Below are 20,220 nucleotides of genomic sequence, written 5' to 3'. Positions count from 1 at the left end.
TCAAATGAGTAACAGTAAAATGAGAATTAGATGAGAAAAGTTTAAGCCTATTTTCATATTGATGTTGTATACTGTGTAAATCAAGAAAGCTTTTATGTAAGGAGAGAGTATTATGAATTACACAGTATTTCAATGGTTTAATAATTTTGCTGGATCATCCAAACTATTAGATACGTTAATGATTGCTATTACAAATAGTGCTATATATGTAGCAATTTTGTTTATGTTTATCTTATGGTTTAATAATGAAAAAAAAGTCAATGCAATTAAAAAACAATACACAGTGTTATATACGACACTTTCAGTCATTATCGCGTTACTAGTAAATGTCGTGATACATGCGGTATATTACCATCCACGTCCGTTTGTATCACATGATGTACATCAATTAGTACCACATGCAGCAGACTCATCATTTGTTAGTGATCATTCTGTACTTGTATTTTCAATCGCCTTCGTATTTATTCTTAGGGGAGAAAAACTGAAATATATCGCACTTATATGGGCAGTGTTAGTCGGTATATCACGTATGTACGTAGGTGTTCATTATCCTTTAGATATACTTGGTGCTGCTTTCTTAACATTTATTACGAGCGGATTAGTAATGCAAAGTACACGTATGTTTGAACCAATAGCGAAATTTGTATTCAAAATGTATGCATTGATAGCGAAACGAATTCCTTTTTTAGCGAAATATAACCATATAGCTTAATTTCTATAAATAACCATATATAAGTTTGTTTAAAAGTTCTCCTTTTAAAATACAGAGGGGAACTTTTTTTATTGTGAACAAGATAAGGGTATACATACTAAAAGAGTGACGAAAAAAAGACTTAAATTAGTAGTTTAAATAACCACAAATAACCTTCTCGACAACAGAATATTCTTAAATTTCACGCACCGTAATGTAAATAGATGAATAAAACAGAAACAGTGGCTACTCTCAGGACGTTTTAAAGGAATTAAAAGGAAAAGTTCGAAACATATAGTATTGAAATCAAAAACTACATAATTTGTAGCACATCTTTGCGGTAATTAATAGTGAAAGAAAGGAGATAAATATGCATAAACTTCAAACGAATAAAGGCGCGCGGTATTTTATGATTGCTTTTATTATTTTGTTTCTTATTATGCTTTTGCGTTTTTTCTATATTCAAGCAGTAGGGGTCGTGCATAATGTGGATGTAAAGGATCTTGCAACTGAACAACATAATAAAAAAGGGGTTTTGGAAGCGAATCGTGGCACGATTTATGATCAAACTGGAAAAGTGCTTGTCCAAGATTCCACAACGTATCGTGTTGTTGTAAATTTAAAAGGTGAAGATAAAGTGAAAAATAAAGATGAAACCGCAGGGCAATTAGCTGATGCGCTTGAAATTGATAAAGAAGACGTATTAAAAAATTTTCATGAGGGGCGTACGCAGGTTGAAATTGGAAAAGTTGGTCGGAATTTATCTAGAGAAAAGAAAGAACAAATTAAAAAATTGAAAATCCCGGGTGTTTCTTTTATGCCTGAGAAAGCAAGAGTGTATCCGAATGAGGATTTCGCATCTTATATACTTGGTTTTGCTAGACCAGACGATAAAGGAAATACAGAAGGGAAATTTGGACTTGAAAAAAGTTTGGATAAATATTTGCGCTCGACAAATGGGAATGTAGAATATGTGGGAGCGCGGGGAGGTATCCCGCTTACAAATGATATAGGAAAAATAGAACCTGCTAAACATGGAAATAACGTATATCTTACGCTTGATAAACAAATTAATAGTTTTTTAGAAGAAGCGATGAATAAGGCACAAGAGCACTATGATCCGTCTATGTTAGTAGGAATCGTAGCGGATCCAAAGACAGGGAAAGTTTTAGCAATGTCTAGTAAACCTAGTTTTAACCCTAATAAAGGTGATATCGAATACTTTTTAAATGATCCAATCGCAAATGCATACGAACCAGGTTCCACAATGAAAATATTTACGTTAGCTGCTGCAATTAATGAAGGTGTATATAACGGGAAAGAATATTTCCAATCCGGAAAATATTCAGTGGGTTCATCTGATATAAAAGATCATAATGGTGGATTTGGATGGGGGTCTATTACATTTGATGAAGGTTTTGAAAGGTCATCAAACGTAGCTTTTTCCATTTTAGAAGATCAACTGTTGAAACCAGATAAATTTAAGCAATACATGAAAAAATTTGGATTCAACCAAAAAACCGGAATAGATTTACCTGGTGAAAGTAAAAATACTTTATTATTAAACACACAAATTCAACAAGTCACAACTTCTTTCGGGCAAGGCTCTACAGTAACTCCTATTCAATTAATCCAAGCAGCTACCGCTATAGCAAATGACGGAAAAATGATGCAACCATATATCGTTGACAAAGTTGTAAATCCAACAAACAAACAAGTTATTATGGAAAATCAACCGAAAGAAATTGGGAATCCGATAAAAAAAGGGACAGCGGACAAGGTAAGAGACTTAATGGAGCGTGTTATTACGTCTTCAAAAGGGACTGGTACAATGTATAAAGTGGATGGTTATCCAATAGGAGGTAAGACAGGAACAGCTCAAATTCCGAATCCTGAAAATGGACGATATATGGAAGGGAAAGAAAATTATATTTTTTCATTTTTAGGTATGGCTCCGATTGATGACCCAGAGTTAATTGTATACTTAGCTATTAAGCAGCCAAAGTTAAAGGGAGACGAGTATGGAGCTCAGCCGCTTGCTGAAATATTTAAACCAGTTGTGAAAAATAGTCTTGAATATTTAAAGGTGAGACCCTACACAGAAAAACAAATAGCCGATGCAACGAAAAGATCCCCATTAAAAGTACAAAACTATGTGAATCAATCCATGGATACGGTAGAGAATAATGTGAAAAAAGAGAAACTCCAACCGATAATTTTAGGAGAAGGGAAAATAATAAAACAATTTCCGCAGTTTGGTGAAGTAATGAGTGAAGGTGATCGTATATTTTTATTAGGAAACAACGCAATAATGCCCAATTTACAAGGTTGGTCAATGCGTGATGTTATGTATTTTTCTAAACTATTAAAATTAGATTTAAAAACTTCAGGCACGGGATATGTAACAAGTCAAAGTATCGAAAAAGGACAACCTATACAAGAAGGTGATGCATTAGAACTAGAATTAGAAACACCGTTACAACCGTTAGCAGAGGCAAATACAAATTAATTCGAGCAATGTGAAGGGTCTATATACAATAGGCTCTTTTTTTATAGATTTTAGTAATTTCACGCACCGTAATTTTTAGAAAAAATAATAAATAAAAGAATTTAACGGTACTAAAGACGTACAAGTAAAAAGTACGTCTTTTTATTTTTAAAAATAATGCTACAGACTGATGGGGAATCAAATTCCATATTTTATAATTTGAAGTAGCTATCGCATTTCAAGTATGGAATAAAAAGAGGTGAATATAATTTTTAAAGGTAAACAAGTATATAGGAGGACACTAAATGGATATTTTACTTGTTATGCTTATTATCGTATTAATGCAAAGTAAGGAACGTAAAGTGAAAGTTAATCGCATTTGGCTCGTTCCGGCTTTGTTGTGCTTTGTAACAATCCAGTCCATTATTCATATGGGACAACTAACTATATTACAATTACTACTATTTGTTGCAATGTTCGGGATTGGATTGGTTCTTGGAGTTATTAGAGGAAAAGCATTAACATTTCGAATAGATAATGAAACGGGTCATGTATTACGAAAAGGAAATTGGTTAAGCACGATGATTCTTCTTGTTATTTTAGGTGCGAAAATTTTAATTAAGCAAAGTATGTTTTCTGGCAGTACTCATTACACATTAATGCTTGTAACGAATGCCTTTTTATGTATCACATTAGGTACAGTAATAAGTAGACGATATTACATTTGGAAAAAATATAATGAACTAACACAAAAAGTGTAAATAAATTCATCCCTTGTTTATCAATGCTGTGAACGGTAATACTAAATAACATTGAACTTTTATAACAAGGGATGATAATATGATATTCATTTACACAGATTTCGGCGGAACACATTCAACTTCACTCGCTGCAGCTTATCATTTGAATAAATTACCAACGGATCGTAAGTTAACGAAAGAAGAAATATTAAATGTAGATTACTTTAATAAATTGAAAACAGAAGATATGGGGAAAATTATTTTTCATGGAATAGATGAAAATGGTAACCCAGTTTATACGATTGGATGCGGCGCATCAAAAGTCGTTGTACCTGCGATGAAGCATTTAGGAGAGATTCTGCAAAAACATTATCAAAGCCATGAAAAGATTATTTTTTCTAATACATCACCAACAGTGCCTTTACCAATGACTTTTGGTGGATTGTTTTCTAGAAGATTTCATATTGACTTTATCGGTGTACCGTTACTTATTTGGGGAGCAAAACTTTGCTGCGATAACGTACAAAGACTTGTTAGTTATACGAAAGAAGCCGGGCGATTGACGAATGATTATGTTGTGATTTTAGATAATGAAACCTTTAAATAATGTATGATAAAAAGAAAATCGAGCAAATTCCTTGATTTTCTTTTTAATTTGTGAAAAATACAAGAAATATTCACATTTATAATCTATCTACTATAGCCAAATCAATAAAGTCCTGTTACTATTACAGGGATATTCTCTTTTCATAACATAAATATATAGAAAAATTAGAAAAGAGGAATTGAATTAAGGGAGGAACAACATGAAGCGTGTTGCTTGGATTACTGATAGTACAACTGCGAGTTTTACAACAGAAGGAGATAACTTTGTTATCCCAATTGAAGTTATTATTGATGGTGTGTCGTACAAAGATTGTGAAGAAGGTGTGCGTGAGCGCGTTTATAATGCTTTGAACGAAGGTAAAACTGTCACTACATCACAGCCTAACATAGGGGAAATGGTAGAGTTATTTTCGAAGTGCAAAGAAGAATATGAAGAGGGATTTGCAGTTGCTATTAGCGGAAAAGTAAGTGGAACCTATCAAAACATGAAATTAGCTGCAGAAATGGCAGGTTTCCCATTAACGGTATTAGATAGTGAAACAACAAGCTATCCAATGGATGAATTAATTAGAAAAGCGAAATCGTTATACAATGATGGTATGACTTTACAAGATATACACAAAACATTAGTAGATGAAAAAAGAAGACCTTTTCATGTATTTCCAAAGAGTTTAAAAGGTCTATATGCAAGTGGTCGTGTAAAAGGTGTTCAATTTTTACTTGGAAGTTTATTGAGTGTTAACTTAATCTTAGAAGTAAAAGGTGGAGAACTTTTACTTGAAAAGAAAGTTCGCAAAATCCAAAAATGTCGAGAATACATTAAAAATGAGCTTGAAAAAGAATTACCAAAAGTACTTCATATGTTCCATGCTAACGATAAAGATGGAGCCGAAGAATGGATTGCAAATATTAGACAAGCATTCCCTGAAATGGATTTCAAACTATATCCATTACCAATTTCATTTGCGGTTCACGCAGGTGAAGGAACAATAGCAATTAGTTATTAAGAAGGAAACCCGTGAATAATTCGCGGGTTTTTTATTTGAAAATGGTGCACACCACGCTGCCATCAAGTTGAAGTTTTATAGCACTCTAGAACGAAATTTGTGTTAACTCGCAACAAAAATCTTATTTTATCGTTTTGTGGAGCAACCACATCACCATCAAGCTAAGAAAATACAACTACTCCCATAACGGAAATTTTATGCATCGTTGACTATTGATAATGAGACACTATGTCTCCTAATTTTGTATAGAACAAACATAAAAAACTGTAAAAACTATTATTAAATCGAATCATGTTCTCTATTAATAATTTTTTTAATTTTATTCCCATATAATACTTTCTTTGGATTTATAACTATAAGTAAAATCGCAACTATTAAATAAAAAATCGCATTATACATAATTAATTCCATTAATTGTCCATTTATTATGCCAATAAATAAATTAAAGAAAAAGTGGATGATGATTGGAATAATTAAATTTCGATTTAAATTATAAAATGCTGTCATGATAACTGTAGTAGATATAATTGCAATCATAAAAAATAAAATATATTTGATTAAATTACTGCCTGTAAAACCGTTAGTAAACCATATAGGTAGATGCCACATTCCCCACCAAAAACCAATAATGATTGAAGATTTTAATGGCGAGTATTTTTTCTGAAGTTCCATTAATGCAAAACCCCTCCACCCTAATTCTTCTCCTAGTGGTCCGGATACAATAGTTTTAACAAAATAATAAATTAACACGCCCCATGTAGTTCTATTAAAAATCGAGTTTGCTTCACTGTTAATCGACACGAGAAACAAGATCGTCAAAAATATAATTATTTGAATCATACTTACAGTAAGAACTATAGAAAAACTAAGTTTATTTTTAAATCTATCTTTTACGAATCGAATAAAACTCTGTCCAGGATAAAGTTTTTTAAATAACAACACAAAAGCAAAAGTGGAAGACCAAGCTGATATACAACGCATCACATCAAAAATCCACGTTGGAAAATCTAATAACTTTGTAACTCCTACAAGAAGAAAAAGTGGCCAAAAAATAATGTTAGTTAATAATATAAAACTTACCACCGGTTTTTTCAGTCTTTTATCTCCATTCACATGCAATCCCACCTTAAGCTAAATTTTTAACATAAAATAATGTACCTATTCAGCGTATCAACAAAATACACCGAATCTTCTTTCTATTATAGCTATATTTTCTTTTAAAATATTACTTAGTCAATTAATAAAATAAATTTTTAACTGATTATAATCGATAATTATGTAAATAAGCTGCCCGTACGGCCCATATAGGCGGCTTATTGTATGTTTTTGCTTAACGTTGTTTTTTCAAAAATGCTGGCCGTATCCCAAGGAATTGACTCATTTCAAAACACCCCCATCCCTCTCAAGAAATGAGGGGGTGGGGGTGTTTTTTTGATTTTGAAAAAATACAGGCTTTTCGGACAGGCTCAAAATTCTTTACAAGCTCGTATGATGTATAGATTTTGAAAAAAGAAAGGAAGATGAATATGTCTCAAGCGAATATCCCTAATATTACTCCAACTATTTCAATTACCCCAGGACAATCTATTTCTTTGATTGTAGCTTCTATTGCGATGGAAGAATTAGCATTAGCGCATATTATTAATAGTGAAGCAGAAAAAACTCAATTTATATTAGGAACACTAGATACGGGTGTTACTCCTCCACCAGTGACATTGTCAAATTTGTTAACAGTAAATAATAGTGTAAAACAAACACTACAAACAGTTGTTAAGCAAGAAATGCTTTTACAATTTAAATTAGAAAATGTATTAGATTTGGTTAGTATTACACCTCTCTAAGTTTCAAAGGTAAAATTTAAAATATAAGGGTTCACCCATATTATTCTGGGCAAATATGTTTAAATATACAATTATAAAGTACAACAAAAAAGCCATTTGTACTATAAATTAATGTGTCTAATCTACAATTATAATTGAAGGGCTTTTTTGTTGTTATATAGTTAATCTAAAGTGTCTAGACTTAAAAACGTGTTACGAAGCAAATAGAGTCTTTAAAATAAATAGTGAATTTTTAAAGAAGAGTAGAGAAGAACTTATTGTATATTGTAAAATTCATGTATATTGTATACATATTTTGTTAACATAACGTCCCATTATCGGTAGCGAAGAAAAAGACGAATCCCTACTCTCACAAGGGAATCGTCTTTTTTGTTCTATGGATCTATGCATTTTTTTATACATTCCTATCCTGGTGCGGTTTTAGGATTCAGCACTCAATCATTAGAAGAGGCTATTTTATAATAATCATCCCCCAAAAAAGAAACGAACAAAAATGTTCGTTTCTTTTCCATGGTGTTCAATGCTCAAGAAAACTTATAACCGCATAAATATATAGAACGACTAGAGAAAAGGCACATATTCCCATAATTATAATCGCTAGTGCGCTTTTCTCTTGTCTAAACCCTATAATTCCAAGAATAAATGCACTCAACATTGTTACCTTAAGCATATTAGAAATGTTGGGAATTGAATATTTACTCAACCAGGTAGAGAAAATTACAATTGCGAAAAAAGAGAACAAAGTCAGAATAATAGATAATATATTAATGTGCTTCCCATACTTCAAGTGCATTTCGCTACCCCCTTTCCTTTCCATTAGTGAATAATAGGTAGGTGACTATGTTTTTATTTTATTCTAAATTTTCTCAAAAGTACACAAAGGAATTATGTGAGATGGAACAGAGTTAATTCTTACCTTCCTAAGAATTCGTCACAAGTGGCGAAAGGAGATTTAATTCCAGAACCTTTAGTGTACAAGTTAGCCTTCAAAGCAAGTAACGAAGTAGCAGAAGCTTTTCAAGATTGGTTAGCGATTGAAGTGCTTCCTTCTATTAGAAAACAGGGAGCATACATGACAGGTAAAATTCTGGAACAAGCGGTTACAAATCCAGACTTCGCAATCGGTCTTCTCACTAAATTAAAAGAAGAGAAAGAAAAGCTTGCAGCGGCACAACAACAAATCGTACAGCAGCAACCACTAGTAACATTCGCAGAAGCGTGTATGCATTCGGATAAATCACTAAAGGTGAGCGAAGTCGCTAAGTTAGCAGCAAAACACAATGTCAAAATCGGGCAACTTCAGTTATTCGCAAAAATTAGAGAATGGAACTTAATATTCAAGCGATCCACCAAACCAACTCAGGCAGCAGTTGAAAAAGGATATTTTGAAATCGCTCAAGGTGTTAAACAGAAACCTAGCGGTGAACCGTTCACATGGACAACAACATATGTAACACCAAAAGGACAAGCCTACATCATAGACCGACTGAAGAAAGAACAAGAACAGAAGGCGGTGTAAACAATGGAAGAAAGTTCATTCTCACATTTCATGGTATAGGTGGTAGTTATCGGGATTGCAGGATTCATTTATTTGATGGATCGGATAGACAAAAGGTTTATGAAGGATGAAAAATGATGGATAGACAGCAGCGGAACAAAGAAGAGAAAGCAAACATTATCAAAGTGATACGAGATTTAAGAGCTAGAGGGATACATAACAGCGCAGATAAGGTTGAGGAAATGCATAAGGAGTTTATAACTCTAGCTAAATGATAAAAGCCCTGCAGGGGTTGCAGGGCAAGACTAAGGGTATTGAAGAATTGTCGATTCTAAAAATAAAGGACTTCTTGGAATGTAATAACTTTAACATATATTTCATTAAATTTTCATATAAAGATTTTACAAAATTATGAACAAGGGCAAGTTTTTTGTTATCGGAATGTTCGGTTATTTAATGATATTCCCCTACCTAAAATGGATTCCAGGATATTCCGATGCACGAAAGCATCAAAACAAAATAAAAATAGCCGATTACCCCTAATCGACTGTTTTAAAGAAACGACGCAATATTTTGTACCTATATTTTAACATAGTCGTTTCTTCTAAGTAAAGAAGTAGGAATGCGGAAATGAAAGATGTTTTGCAGATTCAAGTAAGACATGCAGTAAAAGCTTTAAAAGAAATGTCCGATAAAGAAACGGACATTTCTTTTAAAGCTTGATATCGACTATGTAATCACAGTATTAACGAATAAAAAACAATTGTCCTACAGAAGAGGATTATAAAAAGGCAGAGAAAAATGGGATTTCTAGAAAGAACGTGGATCAGAGGGTGGATTCGTATGATTGGAGTATCGAACGAGCTATAACTGATCCGGTTAAAAAGAAAAATAAGAAAGATAACAATGCACGAATGCTAATGATTGCTGGACAAAACGGAATAAACGCTTCAACTTTTTACAGAAGAATTAGAGAGGGAATGTCAAGACGTGATGCAGCCATGAAACCTAAGGGACATTCGGCATATATAGAAGTAGCTAGAGAAAACGGAATAAATGATATTTGCTTCTATAAAAGGGTAGAAAGAGGAACGCACCCATATTTAGCAGCAACAAAGCCAAAGGATAAGCGTGGAAGTACGAAAAAGAAACAAATCAGCTAGGGTGGCAACATGAGCGAGCAAGACAGGTTAATAGAACGTTTGATTGATAGACATGTATTTAAATTACCTGATGGTCGTTATTTATATGAAGGGTCATGTGAGGAACTAAGAAAGCTATTGAAAGGAGTTGAAGAGTAATGGCTGTAACAAGTTGCAATTACACATATTGGGAACAAGCAATTAAGGATTTTTACAGAAAGCAAGAAGTAGAGCGGGAGGTAAGTAATGAAAAAAGAACCCGTGATGCAGGTGCAAAGTGAACTTGATGTAGTAGAAAGCGAGATTCGTAAGTTGGAATATCGCTTGGTTGGATTGGATAGAGAAAAACGTAAGACAAAGCGTTCTTTGGAAGAGTTGAAGAACCGGAAAGAAGAATTGAAAAGTTTTTTATAGGGAGCGGGGAAAATGAAGTTAAGAGTGAAAATTAAACGATTGAAAGATGTGGAATTACCAAGGTATGCGAAACCGGGCGATTCGGGTTTTGACCTTGTAGCAGCAGAGGACACAATCATATGGCCAGGAGAAACAAAGGTTGTACCAACTGATTTAGCTTTTGAGATTCCACCAGTATATGAATTGCAAGTGCGCCCGCGTAGCAGTATGACGCGTAATACAAAGTTAAGAGTTGTTCTTGGCACGGTGGATAGTGGCTATCGCGGAGAAGTTGGGGTGCTAGTTGATAATACTGAAATTCCTAAAGCAACCAATATGCAAGCACATGTAATTGAAAAGGGTACTCGTATTGCTCAAGGCGTCATAGCGCCAGTGGAAAACAGCTAGTTTTGTGGAAGTGGACGATCTATCGGATAGTGAACGTGGCGTTGGTGGCTTTGGATCTACAGGAGTAAAGTGAGACCAAATTTGAATTTTGTACAAATATGGGGGGAGAAACATGAAAGCATATCATGTACAGCACAGTGATGGGGAACATCAAGAAGTTGTGTTTGCAGAAACAACTGGTAAAGCAAAAATGAAAATTGAAACTTATGGATGGTGTGAATATACAGAAGTTAGAGCAAACAGAGTTAAAGTATTTTATCAGTATTCCGATTTGGGTTATGTACCGAAAGAAGCAATGTTAAAAAGTGGTTGGTGGTTTGAATGTGAGAAGTGCTCAACTACATGCACTGAGGAAGATACTGTAGTTATAGATGAAAAAGTATTCTGTGAGAAATGTAGACAATCTTAATAAAAGCGTTATTTTAATTAAAGTAAGAAGGTTAAAAGTTATCCTAATCTACGTGATTCATAAAGGTTAAGTAGAGAGTCGCTTTATGAATCACGTTTCTAAACTAATTAATCATCCTACCTGAAAAATACTTATACTTGCAGATACATTTGTTAAAGAGCCACCATCACTATTTGAGAGAGTGATAGTACCCGCTGAAGAAGTATTATTTATTAAAGTTAATGTCGAAGGAACAAGTGTTACTGTAAAAGCAACAGTACCTTGATTTACGGAATGAGGTGACCCTGTTCCAAACGGTCCGCCTGGAATTGGTATACCGTTTAGTGCAAAGGAAAATTGGTTTTCACGAGAAGATTCTAATTGAAATTCTGCTACATATGTTCCTAGTGTATTAATTATAATATTTCCAGTACTTGCTATGTGGGTAAGGGCGGTTCCTATTATAGGTCCATTTGTATTAAAAGTAACATTACCTCCTACTACAATTGACTGGTTGGTAGTATCAAAAGCATATAGATAGTTTGTTAATCCTACGCCAGCGGTTCCAGTCGATCCGGTAACACCAGTTGGTCCGGATGGATAATGTGGGAGAATAATATGGTTAATATCCATAAACGGAAATTTATTGAATATATCTTTGTTTTTGTAATCTATCAAAATCACCTCACTTATGTGTTTAGAAAATAGTAAATTTAATTTTTTTATTAATACCTCATTTTTATACTATTAATTCAATTTATTTTGGAAACAGCGAATAACTACTATAGGGCATTAGTTATTAGTTTAAATCTCAATAAAATCGTTATTTCATAGTAAATAAAAAAGAGCACACATATAAGCATGCTCTTAGATAAGAAAGGTTATGAATGGCTAATGCCCATACAATAACATATGCTTGTTCAGTAAAAAGGTGAAAAGAATTTTAACAAAAAAGTGATCAGGATGGAAGTTCAATATGATGTACAGGGCTGAATGAAGTACCATCCCAATTACCATCCGAATCATAAGAAAGCCGTACACAACGAGGGAATTAGCCTACATATGTAAGTACTATGGATTCGGAAAGGTGAAGGGAATCGCTTTATCTTTAGGAAGAATGGAAAGTACGATTAGACAGTTAGTGAATACTCTCCGGAAGAATGGGATGTTTGAAAAATATAAAGACATGGAGGGATGAATGATGGTTGTAGAAGCAAAAGTGAAATTTGAAATAGATGAAGAACAAAAATTACAGTTTTAAAATGTAAGAGAAAACGAAGGGGAACAAGAAGCGTTTTACTTTCTAGAAGAATTGATAATGAAAGAAATTGATTTAGCTGAATTTGTGGAGATGGAGTACAAGCATAAAGAATGATATTTCAGTTAAAACAAAAGGGGAAACTGTAATGGAATTAGTGGAGATCGAAGGGCAGTTATCAATAATACAACGCAAGAGCATATGTGTTAAAGCATGATTGGTTAAGAAAAACATTGCATGAAAAAGGAATAATATCTCATGAAAAGATTCAAGAATATGAGAATCAAAGACGCTTAGAACAACAGAAACAACAAGAAGAATATAAAAGAAAACAAGAAGAGCAGGAAAAAGTAACATATGAGCGGTTAAAAGCGAAATTTGAGGGTTCAAATATTCAACAAAACTAAACAAAAGCGTTATTTGATTAAAAGAAAAAAGAGCACATGTTAATATGTGCTCTAAGATAATCATTTTAATATCTATTAAAGTGTTTCTTTTGTATCAGGTGTATCAAATTTATCAATCAGCTTAAAGATTGCTTCTAAAAGAATTGTAGATAAAATCGCAAAGATTAATACAGCATGTGGCGATAATTGCACTGCTGTGAAATTAAGTTTTGCTAGCCAAAAATATCCGACATACATTGTCAGGAAGGTACTAACAGTTGAAATTGTAAATCCTAAGAAACCTAATTCTTTTAGCTTTTCTTCAGATAATTTAAATACGCGTAATACGAAAGAGAAGATGATCCCAACTATGAAAAATCCAATACATAAGGTCAATAGTGACATTATACTTGGGTATTTAACGTCATCAGGCATCCATTGTTTCATTCCTACAATTATGGCTGTAGGGAGCGCGATAGGTATTAATAGTGGTGATACTATTAGAAAAATTGCCAATAGTCTATTGATGTTGTTTGTTTCATTGTTGTTTTGATTATTCATAAAGCCTCCAAAAAATAATATAAAAATAAATATCCTAGTGGTTTTAGCACAAAAGTATTAGTAAAACCACAGTTAAAAAAGGTGGTTTACATCAATTAACGAAATTGCTGTAGAGAGATTAATAAATTTTTATGAATACGCAATAATGTTTGAACATCATCTTCTTGAAGTTGTTGTATTGCTAGTTCCATTGCTTTGTAGGAAGTAGAGTTTTCAATGGATTTTTTCGATGCTTTTTGTCCTTGGTTTGTTACTTTTAATTTTATTTCTCTACGATCTTCATCTGATTGTTTTCGCTCGATGAACTGTAGATTAACTAATTCATCTACATTCACACTCACTGTACTTTTTGGAACTGAAAGACGTTCTGAAATCTCTTTAAGAGTAACATTAGGGAGTGCATAAATTGTATTTAAGATACCCATTTGTTGTACTGTTAATCCTAAACTGGAGGCGTTTTGATGTGTGAACTTTATAATTTCTTTGTTTATTGTTACAAATGACTGGACAACTTCTCCTGCTTGTTTGAAACTTTGATTTTTTAAACTCATAATACTCGTCTCTTTTCTTTTTTAATTTAGTTTAACATAGAATAGTTCATCAATGAACTATTTATCTCTAAATTAATTTAGAAAAGAAATCAATATACGTTATTAATAGAAAACTTAATAAAAATTTCATTTTGTAGAAAAGGGGAATGGATATAAAATACTTTGAGTTTAATAAGCATGAATATTATGCGTTAATTGCGGTAAATGGTGATGTGGATAAAGCAATTGAAATATATGTAGAAAATGTAGCTGGTGATAGTGAAGGACAAGTTAAGGAAGAAGGTGTTCCAGTAGAGTTAACACGAGAACAAGCATTATCAACGTATTTAGTCAGTCTCGCTAGACCTACCGTAGATACTCCAATAAATGAATTACACGCGGAATTTTGTGATTGTGAGGATAGCGTTTTATTAATAGATGGATCTGAGTGGTTAAAAGAAGTAGATTCATTAACTTTGGCAAATGCTCAATTAAACTTGCAAACTGCTTATAAGAATTTTTTTAGTGGTCAAAATGACTTCCCAACATTCAAAAGTAAAAAAGACAGAAAGTCTTATACAACGAATGTAGTAAACGGAAATATTATGTTGCTTCATGGTCATATCAAATTGCCAAAAATCGTAGGCGCTGCCGTGATCTGGTGGGCGTCTTGTTTGTTGTTAAGGAAAGATAAGGATGAAATAGATTTGACACTTAAAGATTAGATAATAATATTATTACTTTAAAATGCAGAAAGTAGACTAGTAAACAAGCTATTTTTGTTTTTTAGCATAGAATATGATGAATCCAAGAGTAAAGAGGAGGTAATTATATTTATGGGATGTAATTGTAATTTCAGACATTCTCGAGATTGTAATAGATTTTGGGATGATTTAATGTTCTGCAGACGCAGACATAGAGATTGTGATGACCATCGTTGTAGACGTGACCGCGACTGTGATTGTGATGACTGTCGTCGTAGACGTAATCATGATCGTGACTGTGATTGTGATAAATGTCGAGATTGGTAAATTCTTATTGGAGAGGGCTTTGAAGAAAAGCGCTCTTTTTTTTGTACGTGTATTTGAAAGGTAAGGATTAACAAAACAAACGAACACAACGAACGGAAATAGAGGCGAATAATCATGAACTCTAACGTTACGTTTTCCATGAAAATGAATGGTGAAAGTAAGGATGCAACAGCTTATGTAAGTGGTATTGCAAATATTGCTGTTTTTTTGATAGTTAACACAGATAGACATATAGTCGATAAGTTGATAGCTCAAGTTGGTCCAGAAGAGAAAATGTTTATCGAAGCTACTTTAGCAGGATTAAAACATCACTCTCAATAAGCACAATGTCTTAAAAACATTTGATTACGAGACATAAACACCATTAACCAAATATCAATGATTCTTATGTATCAAAAACAATTGAATTTGAGACAGGAAATTGATACAATTAACCTATCAAACATAGAGGGTGATGGGGAATGATATTTGGTTATGCGAGGGTATCAACAAAAAAGCAAAGTTTGGATATGCAATTAGATGAGTTGAAACGATACGATTGTGAGGAAATCATAACCGAAAAAGAAAGTGGTGCGAAGAAGGATAGAAAAGAATTTCAACTACTTCTTAGTAAACTTCGCAAGGATGATACTTTAGTTGTTTATAAACTTGATCGTCTAGGAAGAACAATGCATCAGCTTGTTAATTTACTTCAAGAGTTTAATGAAAAGGGCATTCACTTTGTTTCAATTAAAGATGGAATTGATACATCTACAACAATGGGAAGATTCCTATTTCATATATTTGGCGCCATGACTGAAATGGAACGCGAAGTGATTAATGAGCGTGTTATTAGTGGCGTAGCTGCTGCTAAGGCAAGAGGAATAGAAGGCGGCAGAAAGAAGGCTCACACTCATCAACAAATTCAAGGTATGATGGAAATGCTTGCTTCTGGTAAAACAAAAGTGGAAGTATGTGAGATGTTTGATGTCGCAAGAGCGACTTTATACCGTTATATAAAAGAATACGAAGCGAATAATAAACAGTTAAAGTAGCGAATCAGCTGCTTTTTTATTTTGCATAGAAAAAAAGGAAATCATAAAGGATCCCTTTTACATTACGCTGTCTTATAATTTTTATTTTTAATCCTATTTTTAGTAGCCATAAATGCGGAGAACGTAGCTATGGCGCAACCTAAATAATAGACTTGGAATTTTTGTTCAAAAGCTAATCCTGTAATGAAATTGTAGCTATATATAAAACCAGTAATACCAAACAACCATAACATGAACTTTAAATCTTTTAAGCTCAATTTATAATTTAAAAATTTTTTCCACATATGTATCAACTCCTATTGTTGTGAGGTTCTGTAGTTTTTCTTTTTGAAATCACGCATGTTTAGGATAAAGAATAGAAGGAAGATAACAGCTGCGATGCCATTAATCCAATAGTAAGTGCGCCCTACTGTGAATCCATCATAGAAGGAATAGGTATTCCAAATTATAAGAAGTACTGAACAGACAGTAGAGATCATTAATGAGCCAAAGCTTCTCATGATTTTCACCTCAATTCAAAATGTTAGAACTTATTTACAATTTTACATTTAAATAAATAGATTTATAAGAAGAGGAATAAAAGAAAGAACCCGCTGGAGTTCAGGTTCTTTCAGATTTGTTACTACATTGGAGCTTTACAAAAAATAACCATTTTCTTCAGATTTCAAGAAGGTTTTACAAAAAAATACATAGAAGTATAAATATATGATAATGAAATGAGTCGAATCTTCATCATGACTGATATCCATAATATGTTCATTTCAATTAACATGAAATACACATAGAGGAGAGTGATTATGAAAAGAAAAATCGGTACAGCAGTCGTAGGTTTATCTGTTTTAGGATTTGGAATTTTGGGTTTTACTCATGAAAATGGTGGAGGCGTTGTTCAAGCGGCTTCAGAAGGGGATGGAGGAGGAGCGCCTGCATATGCACATGGAAATCATGGAGGAGCACCATCTGATACTCATGGAGAGGGATTGTCTCCAAGTTATGCACATGGACATACAGGGGGAGCACCGTTCTATACTCATGGGCATACAGGAGGGGCACCTGCTTACAATAAGGGAGATACACCTGTACCCAAGTTAGAATCACATGGAGATTATGGAGGAGCACCGGCTAACACAGAGCCTGGTGGAGGAATTTAACTAATACTAATATGAAAATGCAGGATTAGGATTTATAATTGATGCAAAGATAAGTGTAAATGATTCGTATCAATATAAAGTGCATAATAGTCATGGGCAAGTTTTCTATATTACGGCTAGTGATACGTATGTGAATGTGCGTTAATTTAACGAAAAAGGCCATCTATTTACAGGCGGCCTTTTTCGTGCTGTATGTAACATTATTTACTTGTTATTTTTTTCGGTTTTCAATTTTATAAAAGTTTAAATGCCAGTAAATCTACTTTATTTATAAAGTAATTAATGTTAATATGTAAATATAAAAATATATTGAGGTGTTTTTTGTGAAAAAATCAAGTCTGTTACTAACTACTTTTGTAATGATTATGTCATTTTTTATTCCTAATCTTGCAAGTGCTAAATCTTTCCCAGATGTACAAACTAATCACTGGGCGTACAAAGAAATTAACTATTTAACTGAAAGAGGCATTATTAATGGTACTCCAGAGGGATACTTCAAACCTAGCGATAATGTAACTCGTGGTCAAATGGCTGTAATGTTAGATAAAGCATTAGATTTAAAAATGCCATATAACTACAAAGACACGTACCAGGATATTCCGGCTGATTCCTATTACTATGATGCTGCACATAAATTAATGCATTACGGTTACATAGCTAATAGTTTTAATTTCGCTGGAGAACGAGAATTAACACGCGCAGAGATGGCTGTAGCACTCGTTAAGGCTTTTAATTTAAAATCGACTGGAGCTCACGTTAGATTCAAAGATGTCCCACTTACTCATTGGGCATATGACTATGTTAAAATTTTAGCTCAAAATAACATTACTGTTGGATTCCCAGATGGATCATTTGCACCTACAGCAAAAGTTACTCGTGAACAGTTCGCTGCATTCTTAGCACGTTTGCAAGAACCAAGTTTCCGTCCAGTTCGTAATTAATACGTGTTATTAATTAAACGTAAAAAAGGTTTGCTCAGATTAGAGCAAACCTTTTTTCACCTTATTTCACATATACATAGGTTTTATTTACAATTAAGAAGATTTCATTTCACATAAATATTATTATACTAATCTAAAAATTCGATTATGCAAGTCGAAGAGGATTTGAAACGAATTGCCGAAAAATTCCGTACCGCAGATGCTTCATATGGCGGAAATCTTGAAGAAGGAGCAATGTGTGGTACGTTAAATAGTGAGAAAAATGGCGGATCTTTACGTGATAAAGTTTGGCATGGTCTCAAAGATACTTATGAGGATCTTAGTAAAGTAAAAAATTCCGATGAGTCTTTATATGATAAAAAAAGAATCCACTATGTGGATCCCTGGTTATTTTGTATCAATAATATCGATAAATTAGGATTTACAATCGATATCACAGCAAGTGAATCCAATGTATGTGTGAAGTTTTTCTCGGCGTCATTTTTACCTTGATGTCTTATTGAAAAAATATGGGCTGTATAGGACAGGATACAAATCCTTAAAAAAATCATACAGTGTATGGAATCTAAAAATGGAAAGGGAGATGAGTATGTCTCAAGCGAATATTCCAAATATAACGCCGACAATAGCAATTACTCCAGGACAATCGATTTCTTTAATAGTGGCTTCAATTGCTCTTGAAGAACTGGCATTAGCCCATATTATTAATAGTGAGGCGGAGAAAATTCAATTTTTATTAGGAACATTATCTACTGGTGTTACTCCTCCGCCGACAACATTACCAGATTTATTAACACTAAATAATAGTGTGCGTCAAACACTACAAACTGTTGTAAAGCAAGAAATGCTTTTACAATTCAAGTTAGAAAATGTATTAGATTTAGTTTCTAGCCCAGTTGCTAGCCAAGTTTCTAACTCTACAGAGTCAGTTCAAAATGATGACCCTTATTTTGAGTAAAACAATTTTTTTCTTGGGGTAAAATTATAATTTATTATGGTAAAGACTCATTATTATTTTTATTCATAGATCCACAAAAAGTTGCGCATGAATCATATATATTAGCAAGCTGAAAAAATCCGCTTTCTTTTGAGAGGCGGATTTTTTATTTGCAGGAATTTCCTATTCATCATTGAATACTCTCACTAGGAGGTGTTGTGACGCTATGACGGACGAAATTGTTTATTCTGCTAGTGAAGTTTATAAACGACTAGGAATAAGTGATAGCACCCTTAGAAAGTACATGGAAGTATTACAACGCGAAGGATTCGCAGTGAAAAAAGATAATCGCGGCAGACGCCGATACACAGAGCATGACGTTATGGTGATTGAGAAGTTAATTGAGCTAAGTAAGCATGACGGTATGACGCTAGAGAAGGCAGCGAAGATGATAGCGCAACGATTAAAGATAGCCTATCCAAATACGGAGACAGAGGAATCCCAAGAAACGGATCTAATCCCATTCCACATTAAACAGCAATTACAGCAACAGTACTACGTTATGACGCAAGAAATGAATCAGAGTATGTTAGCGATGGAGAAGCGATTAAGTGACCAGGCAAAGCAAAGTAATGAGGAAATTAAAGCCAGCGTTGAAGCGCATAATGAACGAGTTGAGAAACGATTGGAAGCACGAGACGAAACTCTTATGAAGACGCTACGTGAGATGTAGGAAACGAAGAGAATGATGCAGGAGTACCTCGATGGGTTGACGGCAGAGAAAGCGAAAAAAGATAAGAAAGACGGTATCATCATTTTATTCGGATTGGTCATTATCTTCATCATTCTCGTATTTGGTCTAAAAGGCTGTGCGAAATCCCTTCATGAACAGAAAGTGGAGGACGCAGGAGAGACGATTCAAATCTGTGAGGACCTTATGGAGATTGGCGGTAGTAATGAAGGAAAAGTATGCGATGACGCTCGAAAGATTTGCAACCATTATTCCGAGAAAGAATGGAGAGAAGAGAAAAAACAATTAATTGAATTTGAAGATATAACAGAACACGACCGATTGTATGATGAATTAAAAAGAGAGATTGCGAAAGAAAGAGATTATTAAAAGAAGCTGTTGTATTCATAAAAAACATTAAAGGGGTCCCGCCATATGCTCATCAACTTAAGAATATTA

Annotated in this window: 25 protein-coding genes and 8 pseudogenes; 26 read left to right on the top strand and 7 right to left on the bottom strand. The window is 33.6% G+C overall.

What is annotated here, in order from left to right; all coding sequences use genetic code 11:
- Positions 1-112 precede the first annotated feature (112 nt).
- The 5 genes from CO726_RS14520 (at position 113) to CO726_RS14500 (ending at position 5,532) form a co-directional block, all read left to right on the top strand.
- On the top strand, positions 113-712 hold the full coding sequence (locus tag CO726_RS14520; RefSeq protein ID WP_099684727.1) for an undecaprenyl-diphosphatase: 600 nt from the start codon (positions 113-115) through the stop codon (positions 710-712).
- A 349-nt stretch (positions 713-1,061) separates the two neighbouring features.
- Entirely contained in the window at positions 1,062-3,200 is a 2,139-nt protein-coding gene (locus CO726_RS14515) for a penicillin-binding protein (RefSeq protein WP_099684726.1), read from the top strand.
- Positions 3,201-3,484: 284 nt separating this feature from the next.
- A complete protein-coding gene (locus CO726_RS14510; RefSeq protein WP_016134609.1) occupies positions 3,485-3,940 on the top strand; it encodes a CcdC protein domain-containing protein in 456 nt (151 codons plus the stop codon).
- 79 nt (positions 3,941-4,019) lie between these two features.
- The gene (locus CO726_RS14505) at positions 4,020-4,526 is read left to right on the top strand and encodes a DUF3189 family protein (protein ID WP_016087683.1); all 507 of its coding nucleotides are present in this window, start codon (positions 4,020-4,022) and stop codon (positions 4,524-4,526) included.
- A 199-nt stretch (positions 4,527-4,725) separates the two neighbouring features.
- Entirely contained in the window at positions 4,726-5,532 is an 807-nt protein-coding gene (locus CO726_RS14500) for a DegV family protein (protein ID WP_099684725.1), read from the top strand.
- 279 nt (positions 5,533-5,811) lie between these two features.
- Here CO726_RS14500 and CO726_RS14495 read toward each other — a convergent pair whose 3' ends face one another.
- Positions 5,812-6,645 (bottom strand): CPBP family intramembrane glutamic endopeptidase, encoded by an 834-nt coding sequence (locus tag CO726_RS14495; RefSeq protein ID WP_099684724.1) that lies wholly within the window; start codon positions 6,643-6,645, stop codon positions 5,812-5,814.
- A gap of 413 nt (positions 6,646-7,058) precedes the next feature.
- Here CO726_RS14495 and CO726_RS14490 point away from each other — a divergent pair, with 413 nt between their 5' ends.
- Positions 7,059-7,373, top strand: a complete 315-nt coding sequence (locus CO726_RS14490) for an alpha-helical endospore appendage domain-containing protein (RefSeq protein WP_099684723.1) — start codon at positions 7,059-7,061, stop codon at positions 7,371-7,373.
- A gap of 517 nt (positions 7,374-7,890) precedes the next feature.
- Here the strand turns inward: CO726_RS14490 and CO726_RS14485 are convergent.
- Complete coding sequence (locus tag CO726_RS14485) at positions 7,891-8,166, bottom strand: hypothetical protein (RefSeq protein WP_099684722.1); 276 nt, start codon at positions 8,164-8,166, stop codon at positions 7,891-7,893.
- A 237-nt stretch (positions 8,167-8,403) separates the two neighbouring features.
- On the opposite strand from CO726_RS14485, the pseudogene CO726_RS14480 reads away from it, so the two are divergent.
- The 8 genes and pseudogenes from CO726_RS14480 to CO726_RS14460 form a co-directional block, all read left to right on the top strand.
- Positions 8,404-8,892 (top strand): annotated as a pseudogene (locus CO726_RS14480) (phage antirepressor KilAC domain-containing protein); the annotation flags it as partial.
- A gap of 116 nt (positions 8,893-9,008) precedes the next feature.
- Positions 9,009-9,146 carry a hypothetical protein gene (locus CO726_RS31800; RefSeq protein WP_169513039.1) on the top strand — a complete coding sequence of 46 codons (138 nt, stop codon included), beginning with the start codon at positions 9,009-9,011 and terminating at the stop codon, positions 9,144-9,146.
- 558 nt (positions 9,147-9,704) lie between these two features.
- Positions 9,705-10,034: a hypothetical protein gene (locus CO726_RS14475; protein ID WP_245916647.1), complete on the top strand. Its 330-nt coding sequence runs from the start codon at positions 9,705-9,707 to the stop codon at positions 10,032-10,034.
- Between the two features lie 9 nt (positions 10,035-10,043).
- Positions 10,044-10,172: a Fur-regulated basic protein FbpA gene (gene fbpA, locus CO726_RS14470; RefSeq protein WP_099684719.1), complete on the top strand. Its 129-nt coding sequence runs from the start codon at positions 10,044-10,046 to the stop codon at positions 10,170-10,172.
- Positions 10,172-10,294: a hypothetical protein gene (locus tag CO726_RS32810; RefSeq protein WP_281259842.1), complete on the top strand. Its 123-nt coding sequence runs from the start codon at positions 10,172-10,174 to the stop codon at positions 10,292-10,294. The genes fbpA and CO726_RS32810 overlap by 1 nt, the downstream gene beginning before the upstream one ends.
- Positions 10,260-10,427 carry a hypothetical protein gene (locus CO726_RS31795; protein ID WP_169513038.1) on the top strand — a complete coding sequence of 56 codons (168 nt, stop codon included), beginning with the start codon at positions 10,260-10,262 and terminating at the stop codon, positions 10,425-10,427. Before CO726_RS32810 ends, CO726_RS31795 begins: the two co-directional genes overlap by 35 nt.
- 12 nt (positions 10,428-10,439) lie before the next feature.
- Positions 10,440-10,887 (top strand): annotated as a pseudogene (gene dut / locus CO726_RS14465) (dUTP diphosphatase).
- Between the two features lie 39 nt (positions 10,888-10,926).
- Positions 10,927-11,223 carry a hypothetical protein gene (locus CO726_RS14460; RefSeq protein ID WP_099684718.1) on the top strand — a complete coding sequence of 99 codons (297 nt, stop codon included), beginning with the start codon at positions 10,927-10,929 and terminating at the stop codon, positions 11,221-11,223.
- A gap of 111 nt (positions 11,224-11,334) precedes the next feature.
- Here the strand turns inward: CO726_RS14460 and CO726_RS14455 are convergent, their stop codons facing one another.
- Positions 11,335-11,880, bottom strand: coding sequence for a collagen-like protein (locus CO726_RS14455; RefSeq protein WP_136699637.1), 546 nt, complete (start codon positions 11,878-11,880; stop codon positions 11,335-11,337).
- 315 nt (positions 11,881-12,195) lie between these two features.
- On the opposite strand from CO726_RS14455, the pseudogene CO726_RS32990 reads away from it, so the two are divergent.
- Together CO726_RS32990 and CO726_RS14445 are read left to right on the top strand one after the other, a co-directional pair.
- Positions 12,196-12,400: pseudogene (locus tag CO726_RS32990) on the top strand (DNA-entry nuclease).
- Positions 12,401-12,663: 263 nt separating this feature from the next.
- Entirely contained in the window at positions 12,664-12,867 is a 204-nt protein-coding gene (locus CO726_RS14445; protein WP_245916643.1) for a hypothetical protein, read from the top strand.
- A gap of 75 nt (positions 12,868-12,942) precedes the next feature.
- Here the strand turns inward: CO726_RS14445 and CO726_RS14440 are convergent, their stop codons facing one another.
- Positions 12,943-13,407 (bottom strand): epimerase, encoded by a 465-nt coding sequence (locus CO726_RS14440; protein ID WP_099684716.1) that lies wholly within the window; start codon positions 13,405-13,407, stop codon positions 12,943-12,945.
- 95 nt (positions 13,408-13,502) lie between these two features.
- The gene (locus tag CO726_RS14435; RefSeq protein WP_099684715.1) at positions 13,503-13,958 is read right to left on the bottom strand and encodes a MarR family winged helix-turn-helix transcriptional regulator; all 456 of its coding nucleotides are present in this window, start codon (positions 13,956-13,958) and stop codon (positions 13,503-13,505) included.
- 425 nt (positions 13,959-14,383) lie between these two features.
- On the opposite strand from CO726_RS14435, the pseudogene CO726_RS14425 reads away from it, so the two are divergent.
- The 4 genes and pseudogenes from CO726_RS14425 to CO726_RS14410 form a co-directional block, all read left to right on the top strand.
- A pseudogene (locus tag CO726_RS14425) lies at positions 14,384-14,578 on the top strand (RNA-guided endonuclease TnpB family protein); the annotation flags it as partial.
- A gap of 195 nt (positions 14,579-14,773) precedes the next feature.
- On the top strand, positions 14,774-14,968 hold the full coding sequence (locus tag CO726_RS14420; RefSeq protein ID WP_099684714.1) for a hypothetical protein: 195 nt from the start codon (positions 14,774-14,776) through the stop codon (positions 14,966-14,968).
- Positions 14,969-15,082: 114 nt separating this feature from the next.
- Complete coding sequence (locus tag CO726_RS14415; RefSeq protein WP_099684713.1) at positions 15,083-15,289, top strand: hypothetical protein; 207 nt, start codon at positions 15,083-15,085, stop codon at positions 15,287-15,289.
- A 140-nt stretch (positions 15,290-15,429) separates the two neighbouring features.
- Positions 15,430-16,002, top strand: coding sequence for a recombinase family protein (locus tag CO726_RS14410; protein WP_099684712.1), 573 nt, complete (start codon positions 15,430-15,432; stop codon positions 16,000-16,002).
- A 62-nt stretch (positions 16,003-16,064) separates the two neighbouring features.
- Here the strand turns inward: CO726_RS14410 and CO726_RS14405 are convergent, their stop codons facing one another.
- A complete protein-coding gene (locus tag CO726_RS14405) occupies positions 16,065-16,286 on the bottom strand; it encodes a hypothetical protein (RefSeq protein ID WP_099684711.1) in 222 nt (73 codons plus the stop codon).
- A gap of 12 nt (positions 16,287-16,298) precedes the next feature.
- Entirely contained in the window at positions 16,299-16,502 is a 204-nt protein-coding gene (locus CO726_RS32450; protein WP_099684710.1) for a hypothetical protein, read from the bottom strand.
- Positions 16,503-16,799: 297 nt separating this feature from the next.
- On the opposite strand from CO726_RS32450, the gene CO726_RS14395 reads away from it, so the two are divergent.
- The 6 genes and pseudogenes from CO726_RS14395 to CO726_RS14370 all read left to right on the top strand — a co-directional run.
- Positions 16,800-17,153 (top strand): hypothetical protein, encoded by a 354-nt coding sequence (locus CO726_RS14395; RefSeq protein WP_099684709.1) that lies wholly within the window; start codon positions 16,800-16,802, stop codon positions 17,151-17,153.
- A 16-nt stretch (positions 17,154-17,169) separates the two neighbouring features.
- Positions 17,170-17,298: pseudogene (locus CO726_RS32985) on the top strand (N-acetylmuramoyl-L-alanine amidase); the annotation flags it as partial.
- A 178-nt stretch (positions 17,299-17,476) separates the two neighbouring features.
- Positions 17,477-18,082: pseudogene (locus CO726_RS14385) on the top strand (S-layer homology domain-containing protein); the annotation flags it as partial.
- A 144-nt stretch (positions 18,083-18,226) separates the two neighbouring features.
- Positions 18,227-18,526, top strand: a pseudogene (locus CO726_RS32445) (WXG100 family type VII secretion target); the annotation flags it as partial.
- 157 nt (positions 18,527-18,683) lie between these two features.
- The gene (locus CO726_RS14375) at positions 18,684-19,052 is read left to right on the top strand and encodes an alpha-helical endospore appendage domain-containing protein (protein ID WP_099684707.1); all 369 of its coding nucleotides are present in this window, start codon (positions 18,684-18,686) and stop codon (positions 19,050-19,052) included.
- Positions 19,053-19,257: 205 nt separating this feature from the next.
- Positions 19,258-19,824 (top strand): annotated as a pseudogene (locus CO726_RS14370) (MerR family transcriptional regulator); the annotation flags it as partial.
- Positions 19,825-20,220: the final 396 nt, after the last annotated feature.

Origin of the sequence: Bacillus fungorum (assembly GCF_002746455.1) — a bacterium.
GTDB classification, from domain to species: Bacteria; Bacillota; Bacilli; order Bacillales; family Bacillaceae_G; genus Bacillus_A; species Bacillus_A fungorum.
Note: the sequence above shows the minus strand (reverse complement) of the source record. Positions and strands in the feature narration are given on the sequence as shown.